Raw genomic sequence first — 21,533 nt, 5'->3', positions numbered from 1 at the left:
TCAAGTGATATCTTAAGTTAATTCTTTTGTAACAGATGTATTCCTTTTCAAGCAGGAGGTCAAACAATGAAATATGATTGCTATTTAATCGGACCGGTTTCCCTTGATTACGATGAAGCTTTTGACGGAGTGGTAAAAAAATTCATTGGCGGCGCTTTAATTTACAGCTCTTATGCGGAGCTGGCCGGCGGACGTCATATCGGTGCCGTTACAAAGATGGCCCCGGAGGATCAATATGTACTGGATTCCCTTTTTATCAAGGATCTTACAGTTTTGCCTTCAAAAGCCACCACTTCCATTCATAATACCTATCACACCCCCGACAGGGAACGACGCACCGCTTCCGTGAAAGGAACCGCAGATACTTTTATGGTTAAGGATATTCCGGAGGTAGAGGCGGAAGTATTTCAGCTGGCGGGTCTGATTTATGGAGATTATGACACCGATCTTTTCCCCTTCCTTGCCGACAAAGGCAAGGTCGCCTGTGATATGCAGGGCTTTCTTCGAAGAGCCGAAGGGGGAAGGCTTGTTTTTCGTGACTGGGAGGAAAAAGAAGTATATCTGCCCTATATCACCTATTTAAAAACCGATGCGGCAGAGGCGGAGACCATGACGGGCTGCTCCGACAGGCGAGAGGCTGCGAAGCAGCTGCATGATTGGGGAGCCAAGGAAGTCATGATCACACACCACACCGAGGTGCTGGTTTATGACGGCAAAACTTTTTACACCTGCCCTCTTCGCGCGAGAAACCTCAGCGGAAGGACTGGCCGGGGAGACAGTACCTTTGGCAGCTACATAACAGAACGGATCGACAAAACCATTCCCGAGGCACTGTTATTCGCTTCGGCTCTGGTTTCCCTGAAAATGGAGACCTTTGGGCCCTTTAAGGGAACTCGGCAGGATGTGCTTGCGTATATTCAGGAGCTGTACCCGGAGTTTTAAACCCTCTTTACAGCCCTTAATATAAACATTGAAAAACTATCTAAACACTACCAATTATAAACAAAAAGAGGAGGATTGAAATGTTTACGAAACGTATTCGAATGTGTGCTTTGCTTTTGGCTGTCATGATGGTGATGGCGACGGCGGCGGGATGCGGCTCATCTGCCACAAACTCAGACGGAGGTCAGGGAGGCGACGAGAAGAAAGAACCTGCCTACAAGGAACTGACCGTTTACAGCGCTTTGCCTGAAACAGAACTGCCCTTCTACTTCAACGCCTTTACACAGGATACTGGTATCAAGGTCAATTATGTACGTCTGTCTGCCGGAGAAATGCTGACAAGAGTCAAAGCAGAAGCAAGCAACCCCAACGCTTCGGTTATGTACGGCGGTTCCACCGATAATTTTATCGCCGCAGCCAAGGATGGTTTGCTGGAACCCTATTCCTCACCGGAGTTAGCCAATGTTCCTGACGAGTATAAGGATCCTGACGCAGTTTGGTCTCCTTTCTATGTAGGCGCTCTCGCATTTGCCTGCAACAAGGACTGGTTTGAGAAAAATAATCTCGAATATCCAAAGACCTGGCAGGATCTTCTGAAACCTGAATTCAAAGGTCAGATTTCCATGGCGCATCCGTCTACTTCCGGAACTTCCTTCACAATTTTGGCCACCATTGTACAGATGATGGGGGAAGACAAGGCTTGGGACTACCTGGCAAAACTGAACAAAAATGTTCGTCAGTATACAAAAGCAGGGGCAGCTCCTCCAATGGAAGTTGCATTGGGTGAGGCCGCCATTGCTCTGACGTTCTCCCATGATGGATTGAAGCCAGCCAACGAAGGCTATCCTATCGAAGTTGTTTTCCCGGAAGACGGTACCGGCTATGAAGTAGGTGCCATCGCCCTTATTAAAGGCGGAGCGGAAAAAGAACAGGAAAATGCAAAACTCTTTATTGACTGGGTATTATCTCAGAGAGGGCAGGAATGCTTTATTGAATCCAAGAGCAACAGACTTCCGATCAATGTAAATGCAAAAGTATCCGATGGACTGGAAAAGATCAGCGATATCAATGTCATTGATTATGATGCTGTTTGGAGCGGTGAAAACAGAACCCGTCTCATCGAGGAATTTACAGCAAAAATTGACAACGCTGGTTCCCTGAAGGAATAGTACTTAGAAAATCGAATCGCGAGAGATTCATTTTTTTCAGGGCGGAGAAATCCGCCCTTTCCTCCACATCCGGGGAAACATTACCGCTTAAAATCGGAAAATACTGAATGAAGTGAGACCCATCGGTGGAAGTTTCAAACTCAACACTGATGGCAAGCCGAACGAATTTCGAGTTTAGCGGCTCTTGATCTCACCATCTAAGAGGTGGGAATCTTAGAGCCTTAAGGAGATAAATGTAAAGCGGGTGAGAAGTATGACCATACTTGAAATGTGTTTTAGAATCGTATTGGCCATGGTGATTGGCGGAGTCATTGGTTGGGAAAGAGAAACCAGCAATCGTCCTGCTGGGCTGAGAACTCACATGCTGGTTGCCATCGGAGCTGCTGTGGTCATGCTGATGGGAGAAATGTCGCTGTATAAATACGCCGATATTACCACCATGGATCCAACAAGGCTGGGCGCCCAAGTCATATCGGGAATCGGTTTTCTTGGGGCCGGAACCATTATGAGAGAGGGCCTGACCATTCGAGGCCTTACTACCGCTGCCAGCCTGTGGGCAGTAGCCTGTCTGGGGCTTGCCGCCGGAGGGGGATTTTATGAATCCGCAATCGCAGGAACAATTGCGATTATACTGACGCTTACCATCTTTGAATATCTGGAAAAGCGTTTTATGAAGGTGAAATTTACAGGATTGCATTTGGAACTGGATTGTACCGATCTGTCCTGTGCCCTGATCAATATGAAACAGATTGCACCCAGATACGATATATCCTTGAAAGACGTAGACATTGCCGAGGAGGAAATCGGGGATGAAAAGGTAAGATATCATCTGGTGGCAAAATTAAGCTTTAATAAATCCAGAAAAAAAATAAATTATGACGGATTTATTACGGAAATTTCGGCCTTAAATGGCGTCTCAAAAGTGAAAGCAGAGGAATGCTGAGACCTTAGGCTATAATAAATTTTTGCAGTTATCAACATTTCATACAATTTTACAGCGGGCCGGGGGCAAATTGCTCCCGGTTTGCTGTATCTATATGGTTTTTTCGATGTCCAAGTGGACATCCTTTTAGAAATACTCATTGGTCACTTTGCCATATAAGATTCTATAATACTATAACCTTTCCTTATACTGCAAAATATGAAATAATTTTGCAGTATAAAAAATCCATTGGCCTTAGTTAGATAGTATGCAATTATCTATTCCCATAATTGTACTATAGCCCTAGGTCAGGTGATCAGTATGAATTTCTTCTTAATTAGGGGCTTGCTGAACAATTCCTTTTCTACTTTCTTGAGTTGTTCGGCAGCCCTAATTACTTCTAAGACTCCTTAAATTAACAATAAATTGAAATTTTTATAATAAATTGAATAATTTACATACATATTGTACGTTTTGCGCACGTATATGCCATTTTGCGCATAAATAATTGACACGATATAGAACTAAATTTAAAATGAGGCTCAACATCTGATTAAAAAAAGGGGGTATGCAGTTTGAAAGTATTCAACTATAGAAATATCTTATATTTTGGCTAACACTAAGGTTAGAAGTTCAACATTAAAAGGGAGGGATGTTTAGGAGTAATTAATACAGCAGAGAAATCTGAAAAAATATCGCTCAGAATACCAAAGGGTAAAACAGAAAATTAATGCGGTATTCCGATAGCTGTTTTAGATTCACATCAAAGACTAATATTGTTGTATAAGAAAGATACAAGAGATAAGGAGTGTTATGTTATGTTTAAACAAAGAAAGATAACCGCTTGCATTTTATCAATCATCATGATTTTTGCCCTGGCAGCAACGGCATTTGCGCATGATCTTGATGGGTATGCAGATAGAAACGTGTACGATATGTTAGAAATCCATTACACAATATTGACTGGTTTAGAGGCTGATGTTGCTGATACATATTATGAAGAAATTAGTAATAATGGTTTTACTAATGAACAACTGGACTCCATAGATAAAGTTCTATATCCAGGCAACCTGGATTCACTGAGTGCTACTTATGATAAATTAGCATACCTTCAGGACAATTACTCAGAATTAACATCTTATATGCCTCAAGATAAGAAAATTCTTATTGACAAATACATTATGTATTTGGGATTATTATATTACTACGAGAATCCTCGTCAATCAGAATATTTAAAAATGAATGAAATGGATGAATCTATTCAAAGGAATCAGGTAGGCAAAGCCGCTGCAAATATCGTGGGCAAATTAACGATATTTGCTGATCCCTCTACACGTGGAGTTGGTTCTTCAGGACATGAAATTAATTTAGGAAAGCATGCGTGGATATCATTTGAGAATACATCCTCGGGATACCAACGGCTTGGAGGTCTTGACTATTATCAGGGTACCGGCGGAACGGTTGGGACATATGGTAATTTACCGGAAACCAATAACTATAAAGGTGTACATTATAATGTAGAGAGCGTAAAAGTTAATGATCATTCCATGTATTTGCCACGATATTCTTTATCGGTGCAGATTACCGCAGATGATCTCTCTCGTATCAACCAGACGATCACTTATAATGATACTTGGACAAAGGTAAATAATTGCTCGTGGTTTGCAGCCGCGGTATGGAACGCTTCCGGTGGCAAATATGTCAGTGCGGGTGTGATCCCAACGCCTAAAACACTGGCTGATAATATAAAGAAAATTTCCGGTTATGATACAAATGCAGAAGTGCCATATTGTGATATAACATATTACAAGGCCAAAAATCCTGTTAAGTTTACCCTTTAATTAATTTATATATTAGAAACGAGAAGAAAAGTAGCTTCTCGTTTCTAATATATAAATTTACAGGTAGCTTCCTCAATATTCCGAATCCCCGGTGAGGATCAGCAATAAGATTTGCTTAGCAACACGAAAGGAAATGTTGATAAAATGGCAATCAATAATAAAATAGTCCGAAAAATTATAATTTTTGTTCTGATCCTCTTTTGCATCAGCAGCACCATCTTTTTATGGGCAAGATATGGCTGGCGGTTCTGGGATTTTAAGATGTGTACCTATCCCAGTGGAATTTATGTCAGCGATGTTATTGTCAATGAGGATCATATTGCTGTAAGAGGCAGTACGACATACAGTGGAGACCGTTTTGTGGGATATGTGTATGACATAGCTGATCGAAAACTTTACATCGGTCTGAAATATAATTTGTTTTTTGGTATTTGGGATGGGGATGCATCTTTTGACATTAAGATTCCCTGCGATACGGAGACCATAGATGAGGTCTACCTCTCAAATGATGTTGAGAAGAAATTGATCTGGCCTGATGAATAGCCCGCTTTCAAAATGTTAAATATACACTGAAACTAAGGCGGACACTGTAAATTTTTACCTTTCTTAAGAAGACCAAGTTTACCCGTAAATTGCTCCCGGTTTCCTGTATCATTTCCCTCCTGCCGCGAATATGCTAATAGCATATTTTGAACAAATGGAGGCAATTAGATGTATAAAGTTGTGATCATCGGCGGAGGCTGGTCCGGCATCGCGGCTGCTTTGGCTGCAAGAAAAGCGGGAGCAGAGGTTTCCCTGGTGGAGAAAACAGATATGCTGCTTGGACTTGGTAATGTTGGTGGTATTATGAGAAACAACGGCAGATTTACTGCCGCCGAAGAAAATATAGCACTCGGAGCAAGTGAACTCTTTGGGATCACCGATAAATTGTCCCGGCATGTCAATGTGGACTTTCCAGGACACAAACACGCCAGCCTGTACGATGTCATAAAAGTCGAACCACAGGTAAGGCGCCTTCTAAAGGAAACAGGAATTGAAGTCCGAACCATAGCCAGAGCAGTGGATGTGGTTATGGAAACAGAAAAAACTGCCAATGGAGATGGTGTTCTCAAGGGAATCGTACTTGCGGACGGCAGCATCATAGAAGGTGATGTATTTGTAGAATGTACGGGATCCACAGGCCCTATGGGAAATTGTCTTACTTATGGAAACGGATGCTGTATGTGTGTCCTGAGATGTCCTGCCTTTGGCCCAAGGGTCAGTATTACACAAAAGGCCGGCAAGAATGATATTATGGGTCAGAGAAAGGATGGCGCCTTCGGTGCCTTCAGCGGCTCTGGTAAACTGGAAAAATCATCACTCTCTGAAGACATTCAGAAAATGCTTGAGGAAACCGGAGTGGCAGTCATTCCGCTGAGGCAGGAAGAAGTGGCCAAGGAAAAACTCGATTTAAAAGTATGTCAACAATATGCATTGGATGAATATGCTGAAAATATTGTTTTACTAGATACAGGTTATGCAAAAATTATGACCCCCTATTTTCCTCTGGAGAAGCTGAGAGCCGTACCTGGCTTTGAAAATGCCAGATACGCCGATCCTTATGCAGGCGGAAAAGGCAATTCCGTTCGATACTTATCAGTAGCGGAGAGAGACAATCATATGCGGGTAACCGGTCTTGAAAACCTTCTCTGCGGCGGAGAGAAATCAGGACTTTTTGTGGGTCATACAGAGGCGATTACAACAGGAACCCTTGCGGGTTATAACAGCGCAAGATACTTAAAGGGCATTCGGCCTTTGGAACTGCCAAGGCAGCTTGCAACAGGAGATTTGATCTCTTATGCAAACAGAAAGATCAAAACCAAAGACGGTTTGATGACGAGATATACCTTTGCAGGCGCAGAATATTTCCAAAGAATGCAGGAAAAGGGTCTTTATACGACAGATCCGAAAGCAGTCAGGAAAAGAGTAAAAAAATATGATCTGGAGAATATTTATAAGGAACCTATTATTTAGTAGATATTATGTATCGCTTATAAATAATTTGTAAGCTTGTACTCAATTATAATAAGAAAATATAATTTATTTAATAGAAATGCATAAAATAAGGCTGTCAATGACTATTTGACAGCCTTAACTTTTATAGAGCAAGGAGAATGTACACGAATGATTGAGGAAATGACCATCAGCCGGCTCCATGAGATGATATGCAATCAGAAAATAAGCATAAAAGAGCTCGTTGGAGAATATTTAAAACGAATTTATTTATATGACCAGGGAGAAGACAAGCTGAACAGCATTTTGGAAATCAATCCGGAGGTGCTGTCCATCGCAGCGGAGCTGGATGGTAAGAAGCCGGAAAACAGATCCAAGTTGTACGGAATCCCCATTCTTTTAAAAGATAACATCGGCACAGCGGACCATATGCACACCTCCGCCGGTTCACTGGCATTGGCAGACTCCATTGCTCCTTCCGATGCGGATATTGTTAAGATCCTGCGACAAAAGGGTGCGGTGATTCTTGGCAAGACCAACATGACGGAATTCGCCAATCATATGGCAAGAGGCATGAAGGCCGGTTACAGCGCAAGAGGCGGAGATGTAAGATCTCCTTACAATAAAACCGGAGATCCCTCCGGATCCAGTACAGGGTCAGCTGTAGCGGTAACAGCAAATCTTTGTGCCGCATCGCTGGGTACCGATACCTCGGGATCCATCACCGAACCGGCATTTCATAACGGCATTGTCGGCTTTCGTCCTTCAATAGAAGCGCTGAGCCTGCAGGGCGTTATCCCTGTTAGTTTTACGCTGGATACGGCAGGGCCAATGACCCGCAGCGTCATAGATTCAGCTATTTTGTTTTCCGAAATTCAAAATACCAGCCTTGACATAAAAGATGTAAATCTAAAAGAGACGGTAATTGGAATCCACCAGTCCTCCATGGAAAATCTGTCGCCGGAAATGGAAATAAAAGCCGGAGAGATCATTCGGCATTTGGAAAAATCAGGTGCCACGATAAAATATGTTTCTTTGCCGAAAGTGCAGGCGGATGACATAAAAACAATCCAGCTCCATGAATTTAAATACTCTCTGAACCGTTATCTGTCTAATCTGCCAGAAACGTATCCGATACATTCTCTGAAGGACATTATAGAGTATAATCTTTTGCACTCGGATCAAGCGTTGAAATATGGTCAGTCCATATTGCTGGACGCTGAAGAAAATACCAGCGGAGAATTAAGGGAAGAAAACTATCTTCAAATGCTGCTGGATAGACAAAAGAAAAGAATGGAAATGGAAAAACAGCTGAGTAATCTTGACGTTTGTATTCTATTTCAAAATGATTTTATTTCTCAATATACAGGATTCCCAATCATAACAATTCCTTATGGATTATTCCGGGATGGCATGCCCTACGGCTTTTATCTGACGGCATCAAAGGACAATCAACTCTTAAGAATGGCAGGGAGGATAGAAGAAATGATTGGATATCGGGCAGTGCCAAGACTTTCATAGTTGGCAGATTTATGTTAAAATATCTTGTTAGGTAAAATGAAAAAGAAAGAGAGAAATCAAGATGCGTTTGAATAAATATATTGCGCAGGCCGGAATCGCCAGCAGAAGAAAGGCGGATGAACTGACCCAGCAGGGGAAAGTAAAAGTCAACGGCATGATTATGAAAGAGATGGGTTACGATGTGGCAGAAGGAGATGTCGTTGAAGTAAATGGACAAACTATCCGGAAAGACGCCAAAAAAGTATACATCATGCTGAATAAGCCTATCGGATATATCACCTCTACAGAGGATGAAAGAAGCAGACCGACGGTAATGACCCTGGTAAATGATATTGAAGAAAGGGTATTCCCCATCGGAAGGCTGGACTATAATACCTCGGGCATGCTTCTGATGACCAATGACGGTGAACTTGCTTATAAGCTGACTCATCCGAAGCATCATGTCTATAAAACGTATCGGGCCAGAGTCTCCGGGCAGCTCTCCAATGAAAAGATTTATAAGCTGAGAAACGGCGTGGATATCGGCGGTTTTGTCACTTCAAAAGCAATCGTAAATGTGATCAAGCAGGCTGAACGATCAGCTATTGTGGAGATCAAAATATTTGAAGGCAAAAACAGACAGGTCAGAAAGATGTTTGCAGCCGTTGGAAATAAAGTGCTTGAACTTGAAAGAGTTGCTATCGGAGAACTGTACCTGGGACATTTGAGGCAGGGGCATTATCGTAAGCTTACGGCGAAAGAAATCGAATATTTGAAAGAGTGCTAAGCGGCACGGACTTTCTGACACCAAACGATAAAATTTTGGGATTACATTCTGCAAACCAGGAAAACGATTATGAATCTAATTACAAAGCCAACCAGACTATCCGTGAAAATCATGGAAGAATATATCTCCCCCGGAGACTTGGTCATTGATGCTACGGCAGGAAACGGCAACGATACCCTGGCGTTGGCAAAACTGGCAGGCAAAGGGGGAAAGGTTCTTGCTTTTGACATTCAGCAAGAAGCCTTGAAGAAAACGGAAAGCCTTCTAAAGGAAGAAGGCTTTTTCGACGTTTGCAGGCTAATCCTGGATTCCCATCATAATATGGGGAATTATCTTGCAGAAGAGGAAAAGGGAGGTGTTTCTGCCATTGTATTTAATCTTGGCTATCTCCCCCGGGCGAACAAGGAATTGACCACCAAAGTACAGACCACGCTGCCGGCAGTGGAGAAATCTCTGGAATTCATCAAGCCAAACGGCATTGTTGTACTGATTGTTTACAGCGGACATGAAGAAGGAATGCACGAAAAAGAAGCACTTCTTTCTTTTGCTTCGCAGCTTTCAGAAAAGAAGTATCATACCGCATATCTTAGTTATCCCAATCAAAAGAAAAATCCTCCGGAACTGCTGCTTATTACAAAAAAATAAGGCTGTTATCGGAAAGCAAAGAGCCCAATTCTCAAAGATCATTGGGCTCTTTACTAATATAAGCGCGCCCAATCTGTGAAACAAATTGAGGGCGAACTTATTTTTTTTGATGTTTTATTTTCTCTTACTTTCCTTCGGTGTTACACAGATGCCTTCGGCTCTGCAAACCACGATAGGTTCGTCCAGGAAATCCGCAGCGGATGGGCTGATGTCCGGACGGGCAGCCACTACTTTTTTTGCTTCAAATCTCATTTTTCTCGATGTATTTCCTACTTCATATATTTCTCCGTATGCTTCAATATAGTCTCCTGCAAAAGTCGGTGCTAAAAACTGAACATCGGTGTACTTTAAGAATAAGCCTTCATCTCCATCAAGCTTAATCAGAAGCTCCGTAGCGACATCTCCGAATAAATGAACCATGTGAGCTCCATCCACCAGGCTGCCGCCGTAATGAGCATCCTTGTGCGACATTCTTAATCTAATGGTAGAAGTAATCTTTTCCATAATCTTTCTCCTTTTGATTTTCAATACTTTTTTATTATACCTTATATAAAAAATAAATTGCAAATAGTATGCCAATAGGTTATCCTTATAATATGCGGAAAGTGAACCGATTTCGTTTCGGTGCATTTCTCATGATTCTATTTGTGAAAGAAAATAAGGAGGGGACAATATGTTTAATTTATATGGAACAAACCGGGTCATCGAGCCTCAGCACGTCTTGTCCACTTCAGCCTGGAAAGTAGACAATAATAGAGAAATCCTTCCCAATGAGCTTAGGGTTTCCATTAAAAAGCTACATATTGAGAGCACGAGCTTTAAACAGATCTGCATTGAATGTAATAATAATATTGAAAAAATTAAAGACAGAATCATAGATATTGTAATTAAACGAGGAAAGCTCCATAACCCTGTTACGGATACCGGGGGGCTGCTCTATGGAACGGTTGAGAAAATCGGGCCGGAGTATCACAATGAAAAGGGACTGAAGGTTGGGGACGAGGTGATCTGCAATGCCTCGCTGGCGGCCATACCGCTTTATATCAGCAGAATCAACCGGGTGGATATGACCTATAATCAAATTGACGCGGAAGGCTACGCTATTCTGTTCGATAAATTTCCTACGGTAAAAAGGCCGGAGGGAGTGCCGGTAAATCTGCTTCTTTATGCCTTTGACGAATCCGGAACCCTTTATACCGTCGGAAGCTGTGCCAAAGGGAAAGAAAATTTTCTGGTAGTGGGCAATAATTTGTTAACCAACATGCTCTTTGGCTATGCCGTTAGAAAGGCCGCAGGGCCGTCTGCTCACATTGTCTGCCTTTTCGATAATAAATCGGAAATGAAGGTGAAGGGAAAGAGCATCGATACATTACTGTCTGAAATATTTACGGAAATCCATTATGTCAATATCCTGAAGCCTATGGAGTGTATTACCAGACTCAATGCGGATGCCTTCTTTGATCTCAGCATCAACTGTGCTGATATTCCGGGGGCGGAGACCATTAATATACTCGCTACCAAATCAGGGGGGACGGTTTGCTTTGCCAACCTCATCAACAACTATAATATTGCGCTTTATCTCACCGAATCCATCTCGAGGCAGCTGGATATCCGCTGTGCTGACGGCTACCTTGACCGGTATGACGAATTTGATATACAGATCGTAAAAGAACTGGCTCCCTATCTGGAGAAGGCCATAGTCACCGAAAGCAAGGTGGAAGATAATATTGCCTATCCTTTGGGCCGAACTAAAAAAGGCTTTGAACTGTCCGGATACCGTAAGAGTCTTGTGGAGGATTTTATCTGTGAAAGCAGAGCCATGACTATGGTGGTGGATGAGATTCTCAGTGTCGCCAAATATGACTGCAATGTGCTCATCACCGGAGATACCGGCGTGGGCAAGGAAAAAGTGGCAACCATCATACAGAAAAACAGCAATCGAAGGATGCAGCCCTTTATTAAGATCAACTGCGCCGCTATTGCTGATAATCTCATGGAATCCGAGTTTTTTGGATATGAAAAAGGCTCTTTTACAGGAGCCAATCAGACAGGGAAAAAGGGATACTTTGAAATGGCCGATAACGGCATCATTTTTCTGGATGAAGTGGGAGAACTTCCTCAGGACTTACAGGCAAAACTGCTGAGAGTGGTGCAGGACGGCGAGTTCTATCGAGTTGGCGGAACCGAACCTATTAAAACCAATGTAAGGATTATTTCCGCTACCAATAGGAATTTGGAAAAACTGATAGAAGAGAAAAAATTTAGGAGAGACTTATATTACCGTTTGAATGTGTTCCCGATCAGAGTGCCGTCTTTGGATGAAAGAAAAGCTGAAATACCGGCTCTGGTGGAGTACTTTATGAAGAAGTACATGGAAAAATTCGGGATGCAAAGAACCATTGCCGAGGATGCGCTGGCTTATTTGAAGGAATGCAGCTGGCCCGGAAACATCAGAGAGCTTGAAAATGTAGTACAGAGACTGCTGATTACGGCAAAAGGCGAAACCATTACATCTCTTGATGTGATGAAGGAGCTGCATACGGATCTTTTCGACAAGGTTCGAGAGAATGTGGGTGATACCGCCTTTGAAGACGGCGGAATGCTTACTTTAGATGACATGGTAGGAAGCTTTGAGAAAAATATTATTCAATATGCCTGTGATAAATACGGCTCCACGAGAAAGGCCGCAAAAGCTATAGGGATCAGCCAGACACAGTTGATCAGAAAGAAAGGTAAATATCAGATCTCGTAAAGGACTTTCGATACGGATGGAATGGTTACAATGGGGTAAACTATTGAAATACAGGCCATCCGTTTTCTCTTTTTTTGCATGAACCGAAAATGGTTCGGGGACACAAGCAATTTGCTGTGGATCCGGTTCGAAAACCGGGAACTTCATGAGGATTTCAACAATAGACCATTGGCATACTACTTGCTATATATAGTTACATAACACATTTTTTATTTAGTATTTGAATTTTGAAGAGAAATATTTAGGAGGAAACAAAGAATGAAAAAAGGATGCCCATATGGTACACACAGAGTCATCTCACCAAAAGGAGTACTGCCACAGCCTGCAGACGTCATCGACAACACGATGGAAATTTACGACAATGAAGTTTTAATTGACGTTCAGACTTTAAATGTAGACTCTGCTAGCTTTACACAAATTGAAAGACAGGCAAACGGAGATATCGAAGAAATAAAGAAAATCATGCTTGGAATCGTTGCTAAGGCAGGAAAGCACAAGAATCCGGTTACCGGTTCCGGCGGAATGCTCATCGGTACGGTAAAGGAAATCGGACCTGCTTATGTAGGAGATCTTAAAGTAGGAGATAAAATTGCAACATTAGTATCCCTTTCACTGACTCCGCTGGTAATTGAAGAAATTCTTGAAGTAAGACCTGACATTGACCAGGTAGATATCAAAGGACAGGCGATCCTGTTCCAAAGCGGAATTTATGCCGTACTTCCGAAAGATCTTCCGGAGACTCTGGCATTATCCGTGCTTGACGTTGCAGGGGCACCGGCTCAGACCGCCAAGCTTGTTCAGTCCGGCGATACGGTAGTAGTGATCGGCGGAGGCGGAAAATCAGGACTCCTTTGCCTTTATGAAGCAAAGAAAAGAGCCGGCGTAACCGGTAAGGTAATCTGCATCGGCGGCAGCGAAAAGAGCACAGACAGAGCCAGAAAGCTGAATCTTGCCGACGAATACTTTGCGGCGGATGCTACGGATGCCATCGGAATCTACAATAAAATCATGGAACTGACAGACGGAAAGCTTGCAGATGTTGTTATCAACTGCGTAAATATCGAAAATACAGAAATGGCCAGCATCCTCACAACAAAAGACGGCGGTACTGTTTACTTCTTCAGTATGGCTACCAGCTTCACCAAAGCAGCATTAGGTGCGGAAGGTGTTGGCAAGGACGTGAATATGATCGTAGGAAATGGCTATTGTAAAGGACACGCAGCAATTTCACTTCAAGTGCTGAGAGAATGCGAACCACTGAAGAACTTATTTGCTGAAATGTATGCTTAACAGAAACGGATCTGTTTATTTAATCTAAGGAACCTTTATTTAATCTGAGGATATTCGATCCTATATGTAAAGGCTGAAATAAAGCCTGTTTAATCTAAGGAGCAAGCTCGTTAGCAAAGCTTGGAACATGTATGCAGCAGAAATCTTCGAATCCGTTTTTGTGTAGATTTGGGATTTCCTGCATAAGTTCGCCGACAATTTGCTTCACAAATTGGGCGAGCTAAGTCGCAGTAAAAATCTACGAATATAAAATTCGTGATTTTCTTGCATAAGTTCGCCAACAATTTGCTTCGCAAATCGGGCGAGCTAAGTCGCAGTAAAAATCTACGAATATAAAATTCGTGATTTTCTTGCATAAGTTCGCCAACAATTTGCTTCGCAAATCGGGCGAGCTAAGTCGCAGTAAAAATCTACGAATATAAAATTCGTGATTTTCTTGCATAAGTTCGCCAACAATTTGCTTCGCAAATCGGGCGAGCTAAGTCGCAGTAAAAATCTACGAATATAAAATTCGTGATTTTCTTGCATAAGTTCGCCAACAATTTGCTTCGCAAATTGGGCGAGCTAAGAAAGGAAGGATTTAAAAAATGTCAGAAAGAAGAAATTGGAAAGACATCGAAGCATGGAAGGGCATTTCAGAAGAACAGTGGAATGACTGGAAATGGCAGGTTGCCAACCGTATTACCACCGTGGAAGAGCTCAAGAAAATCATCAACCTGACTCCGGAAGAAGAGAAAAATATCGGGGAAACCTTAAAAAGCTTCCGACTGGGTATTACCCCTTACTACGCATCTTTGATGGACGCAGAAGATCCAAGATGTCCCGTAAGAATGCAGGCTGTACCTGTAATTGCAGAAACCCACAGAAGTGAAGCAGATATGCTTGACCCACTGCATGAAGATGAGGACTCTCCGGCTCCTGGACTGACGCATCGTTATCCGGACAGAGTTCTGCTCCTCATCACCGACCAGTGCTCCATGTACTGCAGACATTGCACCAGAAGAAGACTGGCCGGAGAAAAAGATGGCGCAAGAAGCATGGATGACATCGATAAATGCATTGCATATATTAAAAAGACACCTCAAGTCAGGGACGTATTATTGTCCGGCGGAGACTGTCTCCTTGTAAATGATAGTGTACTGGAGTACATCATCAGTGAGCTGAGAAAAATACCGCATGTGGAGATCGTGAGATTAGGATCCAGAACACCGGTTGTAATGCCTCAGAGAATCACCGATGATCTGGTGAATATGCTGAAAAAGTACCATCCGATTTGGTTGAATACTCATTTCAACCATCCGAAGGAAATGACTCCGGAAGCCATGGAAGCATTAAGAAAATTAGCCGATGCAGGGATTCCTCTTGGAAACCAGTCCGTACTTTTAAGAGGCGTCAATGACTGTCCACATATTATGAGGGATCTGGTTCACGCTTTGGTACGAAACAGAGTAAGACCGTATTATATTTATCAGTGCGATTTGTCACTGGGTATTGAGCATTTCAGAACTTCCGTTGCCAAGGGCATTGAAATTATCGAAGGCTTGAGAGGACATACCTCCGGGTATGCTGTGCCTACCTTCGTTGTAGACGCTCCCGGCGGCGGCGGAAAGACTCCGGTAATGCCGCAATACATCATTTCTCAATCACCGGAAAAAGTGATCCTGAGAAACTATGAAGGCGTTATCACTACTTATACCGAGCCGACAGACCTGCCGAAGCTGGAATGCACCTGCGATTATTGCACGGGCAAGAAAGAATATCATTATGAAGGCGTTGCAGGCCTGCTGCAGGGAGAAAGAATGTCCATGGAACCACAAGGCCTCCAAAGACATAAGAGAAATAAATAAGAAATAAAAAATAAAAATACAGGATAAAAAGGCAACAGGGGAATTGACGTGACGTGATGGTTCATAAACTGGCAAATTCTTTGAAGGCGCTTTGGCCGAATTCGACAGCATCGTCTAATGACGTGCTGCCACCGGCGACTGAAGAGAATTTGCCGGAACTTCCTTCAAGTCCCTGCTGATAAGAGCTTGTTACGAATATACAAAATCTAGCTCATTTCGGGTGCCGGATACAACAAGCCCAGGAAGCAACTAAGAAAGAAAGGAAACCATATGGGTCTACTAAGCCAATTAAAGCAAGAATATAAAACCCTGTCTATCGTCGGAATGGCTAAAAATGCAGGGAAGACGACAACACTGAATTACCTGATTGAAGAGGCTATGGATGACGGTGTTGTACTGGGAATCACCTCAACGGGCAGAGATGGCGAAAGTACCGATCTGGTAACCGGAACAGACAAGCCGAGGGTTTTCCTCGATGCAGGAACCATTGTATCCGTACCGGTAAAATTATATGAGTTGGCTGATGCAGGACTGGAAATTCTGAGGATGACCAACTATTCCACTGCACTTGGGCAAATGATGCTTTGCAGAGTTGCGGAAAGCGGTTATGTGCAGATTGCAGGACCGGTCAATACAAAAGATCATAAAAAAATGTGTCAGGAAATGATTGACCTTGGAGCGGAGCTGATTTTGATTGACGGAGCTGTGGATAGAAAATCCATTGCCGCTCCTGAGACCTCCGATGCCATTATATTGGCTACCGGTGCGGTATTGTCCAGAAGCTTGAAAAAAGTCGTGGAGGAGACGGTGCATATCCTAAGCTTGTATCGTCTGCCGGAACTGGAACCGGGAGTTTTTCGGGATGCCATTCTTTCCAATCGGGAAGCTGAGAAAATCATGCTGATGAAACAAGGAAAGATTGAAGTGCTGGATCTTAAGACGGGACTTTCTGCCAGCAGATTTCTAGACGAGGCAATCGATGAGGAGACGGAATACATATATATGCCCGGGGCCTTTACGATGAGTGTCATTGCGGATATTCATCCGGCAAAATTGAAAAATGTGCAATTTATATTGAAGGATCCGACCAAAATATTTATGGATGCTTTACCCTGGCAGCAGTTAAGAAAAAAAGGGTTTTCGGTAAAGGTGCTGGATCATATAGAGGTAGCGGCTCTGACTGTAAATCCTTATTCTCCGGCAGGATATTCCTTTGAGCATGAAGAACTTCTGAAAGCCATGCGGGATGCAGTGGAGGATATCCCTGTATTTGATGTAAAAGTGGGAGGGGGAGTTTAGTGAGATTATCCAATGTCAAGACACGAAACGAAACCGGACTGGAACATGTCCTTCATGACATGAATGTTCTAACCCCCTTCGGAAAGAAACATTTGAAGGAATTTGTCCCTTTTATGCCGGGAGAGGAAACCCGTCTTGAGGAAGAATTCCAAAAGATTGAGGAATTACTGTGTTTGTACGGGGAAAAACCGCAGAAAATTGATTTACTGCTGGAAACCTTCATGGATATGAAGGACGTAAGTTTTACCATCGAAAGAAGTAAAAACAATGCTTTAACCGTGGTAGAGTTATTTGAAATAAAGAGCCTGCTTTTAAAAATGAGGCGGTTAAGCGAAATCCTGGAAGGTGAAGAGCTTTCTCAGGAATTTGTTCTGCTTGGAACTGCCGCACTTTTAGATGAATTGGATCCCAGAAACGACCGTCTGGATACTTTTTATCTCTATGATGAATTTTCTGAAAAACTTGCAATGCAGAGAAAGAAAAAAAGGGATCTGGAACTGAAAATCAGAAGAGAACAGAAACAGATCAAGCAGATGGTGGAGTCCAAATACGGCATTTCCATGTCACCTAAGTTTGACTACGTGGTTTCTAAGTCCAATAAGGAACTGGTAAAAATCGTTCATGAAATTCCCGAGCTTGTGGTGGGTGACGAAGATTATATGTCAGTCATATTCACGCTGAAAAATACGGAAGAAATTGAGGGCATTATCAGGGAAATGGACGCTCTGGCAGTGATTATTGAAGACGAGGAACTGCAGATTCGGGAAAGGCTTTCAAAAAGAATTTATACCTTTCGCGAAAGCCTGTTGAAAAATTGTGAAAAAATCGGAAAACTCGATGTTACTCTTGCCAAGGCTATTTATGCGAAACAGCATTCCTGTGTTAAGCCGATTGTTGTAAAAGATCATGCAATGGAAATACAGGAGGGCAGACATCTTATTGTAGAGGGCATTTTAAAATCAAAAGGAAAATCCTATTGCCCTGTCAGTATCGCTCTGAAGGATGGGGTTACCTGCATTACAGGGGCCAATATGGGCGGCAAAACCGTATCCCTGAAGCTGGTTGGGCTTGTGGCATTACTAACGCAGTACGGATTCTTCGTGCCCTGTAGGGAAGCGAAACTCGGACTTTCCAACTATGTTCACATTCTCATAGGCGACAGCCAGTCCATGGAGAGGGGCCTGTCCAGCTTTGGCGGTGAGATGGAGGAGCTGAAGGAAATCCTGGATCACAGCAGGGAGAGATCCCTTCTGCTCATTGACGAGATCGCAAGCGGAACCAATCCCATCGAGGGGCTGGCGCTGACAAAGAGCCTGGTTGAATATTTAAAAATAAGACCCTACATCAGTTTGATCACCACGCATTTTGACAGTGTCACGGTAGGCCAGGGAATTCGGAATATGCAGGTTATGGGGCTTGCAAACGCCGATTTTCGAAAACTGGAACGAGAACTGAAATATGCAAACAGAAAAGAGCGGATAGACATCATCGGAAAATACATGGATTATCGTTTGTATTCGGCTGAAAGCGGCGAGGAAATACCGAAGGACGCTTTAAATATAGCAAAAATACTAGGCATTAACGACGAAATCATTGGAAAGGCAAAAGAAATTTTGGATTCGTCTGGCTGGAACTATATCGAAACATTGAAAAATGAGGGAGAAAGAAGGAAAAAGGATGAAAAGTAAGTTAAATCTTGACCCAAAAGTAATTAACAGCGCAAGGTCCTGTGCCGCCAGAATTGCGGAAAGTATGCAGACCTTTATCGACAGGCATACCACAGTAAGTACCGAACGAACCGTTGTAAGGCTTTTAGGCATTGACGGCGTGGATGAAGTGGATTCACCGCTGCCCAACGTGGTGGTCGATGCTATTAAGGATGGCGGCGGACTGCCCAGAGGTGTTGCCTATTGGATTGGAAATACCATGATCCAGACAGGACTTACACCACAGCAGATTGCAGAAAAAATGGCAGCCGGAGACCTTGATATCATGAAGCTGCCCTTAGCTTCCGCAGAAGAAGCGCAGGAAAAGCTTCTTCCTGTTGTAAAAGAGTCACTGGAAAAAATCAAAGCGCAGACAGCAAAGAGAAATGATTATCTGTCAACTCTTGGTGAAGGCAGACAGCCTTACCTTTATGTCATCGTAGCAACCGGAAATATCTACGAAGATGTCATTCAGGCACAAGCTGCGGCCAGACAGGGTGCCGATATTATTGCCGTTATCAGAACCACAGCCCAGAGCCTGCTGGACTATGTTCCTTACGGACCGACTACAGAAGGTTTTGGAGGAACCTATGCCACTCAGGAAAACTTCAGGATCATGAGAAAAGCCCTGGATGAAGTAGGAGAGGAAGTAGGACGATATATTCGTTTATGCAACTACAGCTCCGGCATGTGTATGCCTGAAATAGCTGCTATGGGAGCTATAGAAAGACTGGATGTCATGCTGAACGATGCTCTTTACGGAATTCTGTTCCGCGACATCAATATGCAGAGAACGCTCGTTGACCAATATTTCTCAAGAATCATTATCGGTTACTGCGGCATTATCTTCAACTCAGGAGAAGATAACTATTTAACCACCGCCGATGCTTTTGAAGAAGCACATACCGTATTAGCATCCCAATTTATCAACGAACAGTTTGCCGTACTTGCCAATATTCCGGAGGAACAGATGGGACTTGGCCATGCATTTGAAATGGATCCTGAGATTGAAAACGGATTCCTTTATGAGCTGTCACAGGCCATCATGGCGAGAGAAATATTCCCAAAAGCCCCTTTGAAATATATGCCTCCTACAAAGTTTATGACCGGCAATATTTTTAAAGGTCATATTCAGGATGCCTTGTTCAATATGATTGCGGTTTGGTCCGGACAGTCTCTGCAGCTTCTTGGAATGCTTACGGAGGCCATTCATACACCCCATTTACATGACAGAATGCTGTCCATTGAAAATGCTTCCTATATCTTCAATAATGCAAGAAATCTTGGAGACGAAGTGGAGTTTAAAGAGGATGGAATCATCCAGAAACGTGCACAGAACGTTCTTGCCGAAGCAGATAAGCTCCTTCATGAAATTGAAAAGGAAGGTCTTTTCTCCACCATTGAGAAGGGAAAATTCGGCGGTGTAAAACGCCCAAGAGACGGAGGAAAAGGTCTCGCCGGCGTCTGCGTTAAGGATGAAAGCTACTTCAATCCATTTATTGAATTGATGTTAGGAGGTGCCAAATAATGAATTGTAATGCCACTGCAAATACGACAGTAGATTTAACAAAAATAAAGCCCTATGGCGATACTATGAACGATGGCATGATGCAGCTCAGCTTTACCTTGCCTGTTCCTTACGGTGAAGAAGCCAATGAGGCGGCCAAGCTGCTGGCAAAGAAAATGGGCCTGGATGAGCCAGCCGTTGTCTTTTCCAAGGATTTGGGAATCGGATACACCTATTTTGTTGTTTACGGTAAGTGCCAGCATACGGTAGACTATACCACCATCAAAGTGACAAAAGTTGATGTGGATGTGATGGATCGTCTTGAATGTGAAAAATATATCGAAGAAAATATTAAACGGAAAGTCGTCATCGTTGGAGCCTGCTCCGGAACCGATGCTCATACCGTGGGTATTGATGCCATCATGAATATGAAGGGCTTCCACGGCCATTACGGTTTGGAACGTTACCATGGAATCGAAGCCATCAACATGGGCAGCCAGGTGCCAAACGAGGTATTGATTGCAAAGGCAATCGAGGTAAACGCCGATGCCATTCTGGTTTCTCAGATTGTAACCCAGAAGGATGTTCACGTAACAAACCTGACCAATCTGGTTGAACTTATGGAGGCAGAGGGAATCAGAGATAAGATGATTCTGGTTTGCGGCGGGCCCAGAATATCTCATGAGCTGGCACAGGAATTAGGTTATGATGCAGGTTTTGGAGCGCACTCCTATGCGGAAGATGTGGCATCCTTTGTGCTTACAGAAATTGTCAAGAAAAAGTTAGTGTAAGGAAGGAGAACGTTTTATGATCAATAAAATCAAGACTGCCCAGGAAGCAGTTGCTCCCATCCAGGACGGTGCAACCATCATGGTAGGCGGCTTCATGGCTACAGGAACACCTGAAATCCTCATCGATGCACTGGTGGAAAAAGGGGTTAAAAACCTCACCGTCATCTGCAACGATGCCGGCGTACCGGGAAGAGGAATCGGAAAGCTCCTGACAAACGGCCAGATCAAAACTCTCATCGCTTCCCATGTAGGCCTGAATCCGGAAGTGGCGCAAAAAATGAATACAGATGTACCGGAAGACAAGCTGGAATGCATTCTGGTGCCCCAAGGAACGCTGGCAGAGAGAATCCGGGCAGGCGGAGCCGGTTTGGGAGGCTTCCTGACCCCCACTGGAGTGGGAACCATCGTGGCAGAAGGAAAGCAGGTCATCAACGTGGATGGAAAAGACTATCTTCTGGAAAAACCCTTGAAGGCAGACTTTGCACTCATCAGAGGTTCCGTCACCGACGAATTCGGCAATACCCTGTACAACGAGGCAACGAG

The 21,533-nt window shown here is 43.3% G+C and carries 18 protein-coding genes; 17 read left to right on the top strand and 1 reads right to left on the bottom strand.

Features of this window, described 5'->3' with window-relative positions; genetic code table 11:
* Window positions 1–66: 66 nt before the first annotated feature.
* The 9 genes from KCX82_RS20240 (at window position 67) to mnmM (ending at window position 9,798) form a co-directional block, all read left to right on the top strand.
* Window positions 67–942 (top strand): PfkB family carbohydrate kinase, encoded by an 876-nt coding sequence (locus KCX82_RS20240; RefSeq protein ID WP_227020293.1) that lies wholly within the window; start codon window positions 67–69, stop codon window positions 940–942.
* 80 nt (window positions 943–1,022) lie between these two features.
* The gene (locus KCX82_RS20235; protein ID WP_227020292.1) at window positions 1,023–2,111 is read left to right on the top strand and encodes an ABC transporter substrate-binding protein; all 1,089 of its coding nucleotides are present in this window, start codon (window positions 1,023–1,025) and stop codon (window positions 2,109–2,111) included.
* Between the two features lie 253 nt (window positions 2,112–2,364).
* Window positions 2,365–3,054, top strand: a complete 690-nt coding sequence (locus tag KCX82_RS20230) for an MgtC/SapB family protein (protein ID WP_227020291.1) — start codon at window positions 2,365–2,367, stop codon at window positions 3,052–3,054.
* 797 nt (window positions 3,055–3,851) lie between these two features.
* Window positions 3,852–4,874 (top strand): hypothetical protein, encoded by a 1,023-nt coding sequence (locus tag KCX82_RS20225; RefSeq protein ID WP_227020290.1) that lies wholly within the window; start codon window positions 3,852–3,854, stop codon window positions 4,872–4,874.
* 144 nt (window positions 4,875–5,018) lie between these two features.
* On the top strand, window positions 5,019–5,417 hold the full coding sequence (locus KCX82_RS20220) for a hypothetical protein (protein ID WP_227020289.1): 399 nt from the start codon (window positions 5,019–5,021) through the stop codon (window positions 5,415–5,417).
* 168 nt (window positions 5,418–5,585) lie between these two features.
* Window positions 5,586–6,887, top strand: coding sequence for an FAD-dependent oxidoreductase (locus KCX82_RS20215; RefSeq protein ID WP_227020288.1), 1,302 nt, complete (start codon window positions 5,586–5,588; stop codon window positions 6,885–6,887).
* Window positions 6,888–7,037: 150 nt separating this feature from the next.
* Complete coding sequence (locus tag KCX82_RS20210; protein WP_227020287.1) at window positions 7,038–8,387, top strand: amidase family protein; 1,350 nt, start codon at window positions 7,038–7,040, stop codon at window positions 8,385–8,387.
* Window positions 8,388–8,448: 61 nt separating this feature from the next.
* Entirely contained in the window at window positions 8,449–9,153 is a 705-nt protein-coding gene (locus KCX82_RS20205; RefSeq protein ID WP_227020286.1) for a pseudouridine synthase, read from the top strand.
* Between the two features lie 69 nt (window positions 9,154–9,222).
* Window positions 9,223–9,798 (top strand): tRNA 5-(aminomethyl)-2-thiouridylate-methyltransferase MnmM, encoded by a 576-nt coding sequence (mnmM, locus tag KCX82_RS20200; protein ID WP_227020285.1) that lies wholly within the window; start codon window positions 9,223–9,225, stop codon window positions 9,796–9,798.
* 114 nt (window positions 9,799–9,912) lie between these two features.
* Here the strand turns inward: mnmM and kal are convergent, their stop codons facing one another.
* Window positions 9,913–10,302 carry a 3-aminobutyryl-CoA ammonia lyase gene (gene kal / locus KCX82_RS20195; RefSeq protein ID WP_264373344.1) on the bottom strand — a complete coding sequence of 130 codons (390 nt, stop codon included), beginning with the start codon at window positions 10,300–10,302 and terminating at the stop codon, window positions 9,913–9,915.
* Window positions 10,303–10,471: 169 nt separating this feature from the next.
* Between kal and KCX82_RS20190 the strand changes: the two genes are divergently transcribed.
* From KCX82_RS20190 to KCX82_RS20155, 8 genes are all read left to right on the top strand, one after another.
* Window positions 10,472–12,550 (top strand): sigma 54-interacting transcriptional regulator, encoded by a 2,079-nt coding sequence (locus tag KCX82_RS20190; RefSeq protein WP_227020284.1) that lies wholly within the window; start codon window positions 10,472–10,474, stop codon window positions 12,548–12,550.
* 258 nt (window positions 12,551–12,808) lie between these two features.
* Complete coding sequence (kdd, locus tag KCX82_RS20185; RefSeq protein ID WP_227020283.1) at window positions 12,809–13,840, top strand: L-erythro-3,5-diaminohexanoate dehydrogenase; 1,032 nt, start codon at window positions 12,809–12,811, stop codon at window positions 13,838–13,840.
* Between the two features lie 587 nt (window positions 13,841–14,427).
* A complete protein-coding gene (gene kamA, locus KCX82_RS20180) occupies window positions 14,428–15,687 on the top strand; it encodes a lysine 2,3-aminomutase (RefSeq protein WP_227020282.1) in 1,260 nt (419 codons plus the stop codon).
* Between the two features lie 270 nt (window positions 15,688–15,957).
* Complete coding sequence (gene kamB, locus KCX82_RS20175) at window positions 15,958–16,986, top strand: lysine 5,6-aminomutase reactivase subunit KamB (protein ID WP_227020281.1); 1,029 nt, start codon at window positions 15,958–15,960, stop codon at window positions 16,984–16,986.
* Complete coding sequence (kamC, locus tag KCX82_RS23185; RefSeq protein ID WP_227020280.1) at window positions 16,986–18,674, top strand: lysine 5,6-aminomutase reactivase ATPase KamC; 1,689 nt, start codon at window positions 16,986–16,988, stop codon at window positions 18,672–18,674. Before kamB ends, kamC begins: the two co-directional genes overlap by 1 nt.
* The gene (gene kamD / locus KCX82_RS20165) at window positions 18,664–20,220 is read left to right on the top strand and encodes a lysine 5,6-aminomutase subunit alpha (protein ID WP_227020279.1); all 1,557 of its coding nucleotides are present in this window, start codon (window positions 18,664–18,666) and stop codon (window positions 20,218–20,220) included. The genes kamC and kamD overlap by 11 nt, the downstream gene beginning before the upstream one ends.
* Entirely contained in the window at window positions 20,220–20,990 is a 771-nt protein-coding gene (kamE, locus tag KCX82_RS20160; protein WP_227020278.1) for a lysine 5,6-aminomutase subunit beta, read from the top strand. Before kamD ends, kamE begins: the two co-directional genes overlap by 1 nt.
* 16 nt (window positions 20,991–21,006) lie before the next feature.
* Window positions 21,007–21,533 (top strand): CoA transferase subunit A (locus KCX82_RS20155; protein WP_227020277.1); only part of this gene is annotated, 527 nt, incomplete at its 3' end.

The sequence above is a fragment of the Sinanaerobacter chloroacetimidivorans genome, from assembly GCF_018128545.1.
GTDB classification, from domain to species: domain Bacteria; phylum Bacillota; class Clostridia; order Peptostreptococcales; family Anaerovoracaceae; genus Sinanaerobacter; species Sinanaerobacter chloroacetimidivorans.
This window is presented reverse-complemented; position numbering and strand designations above follow the sequence as displayed.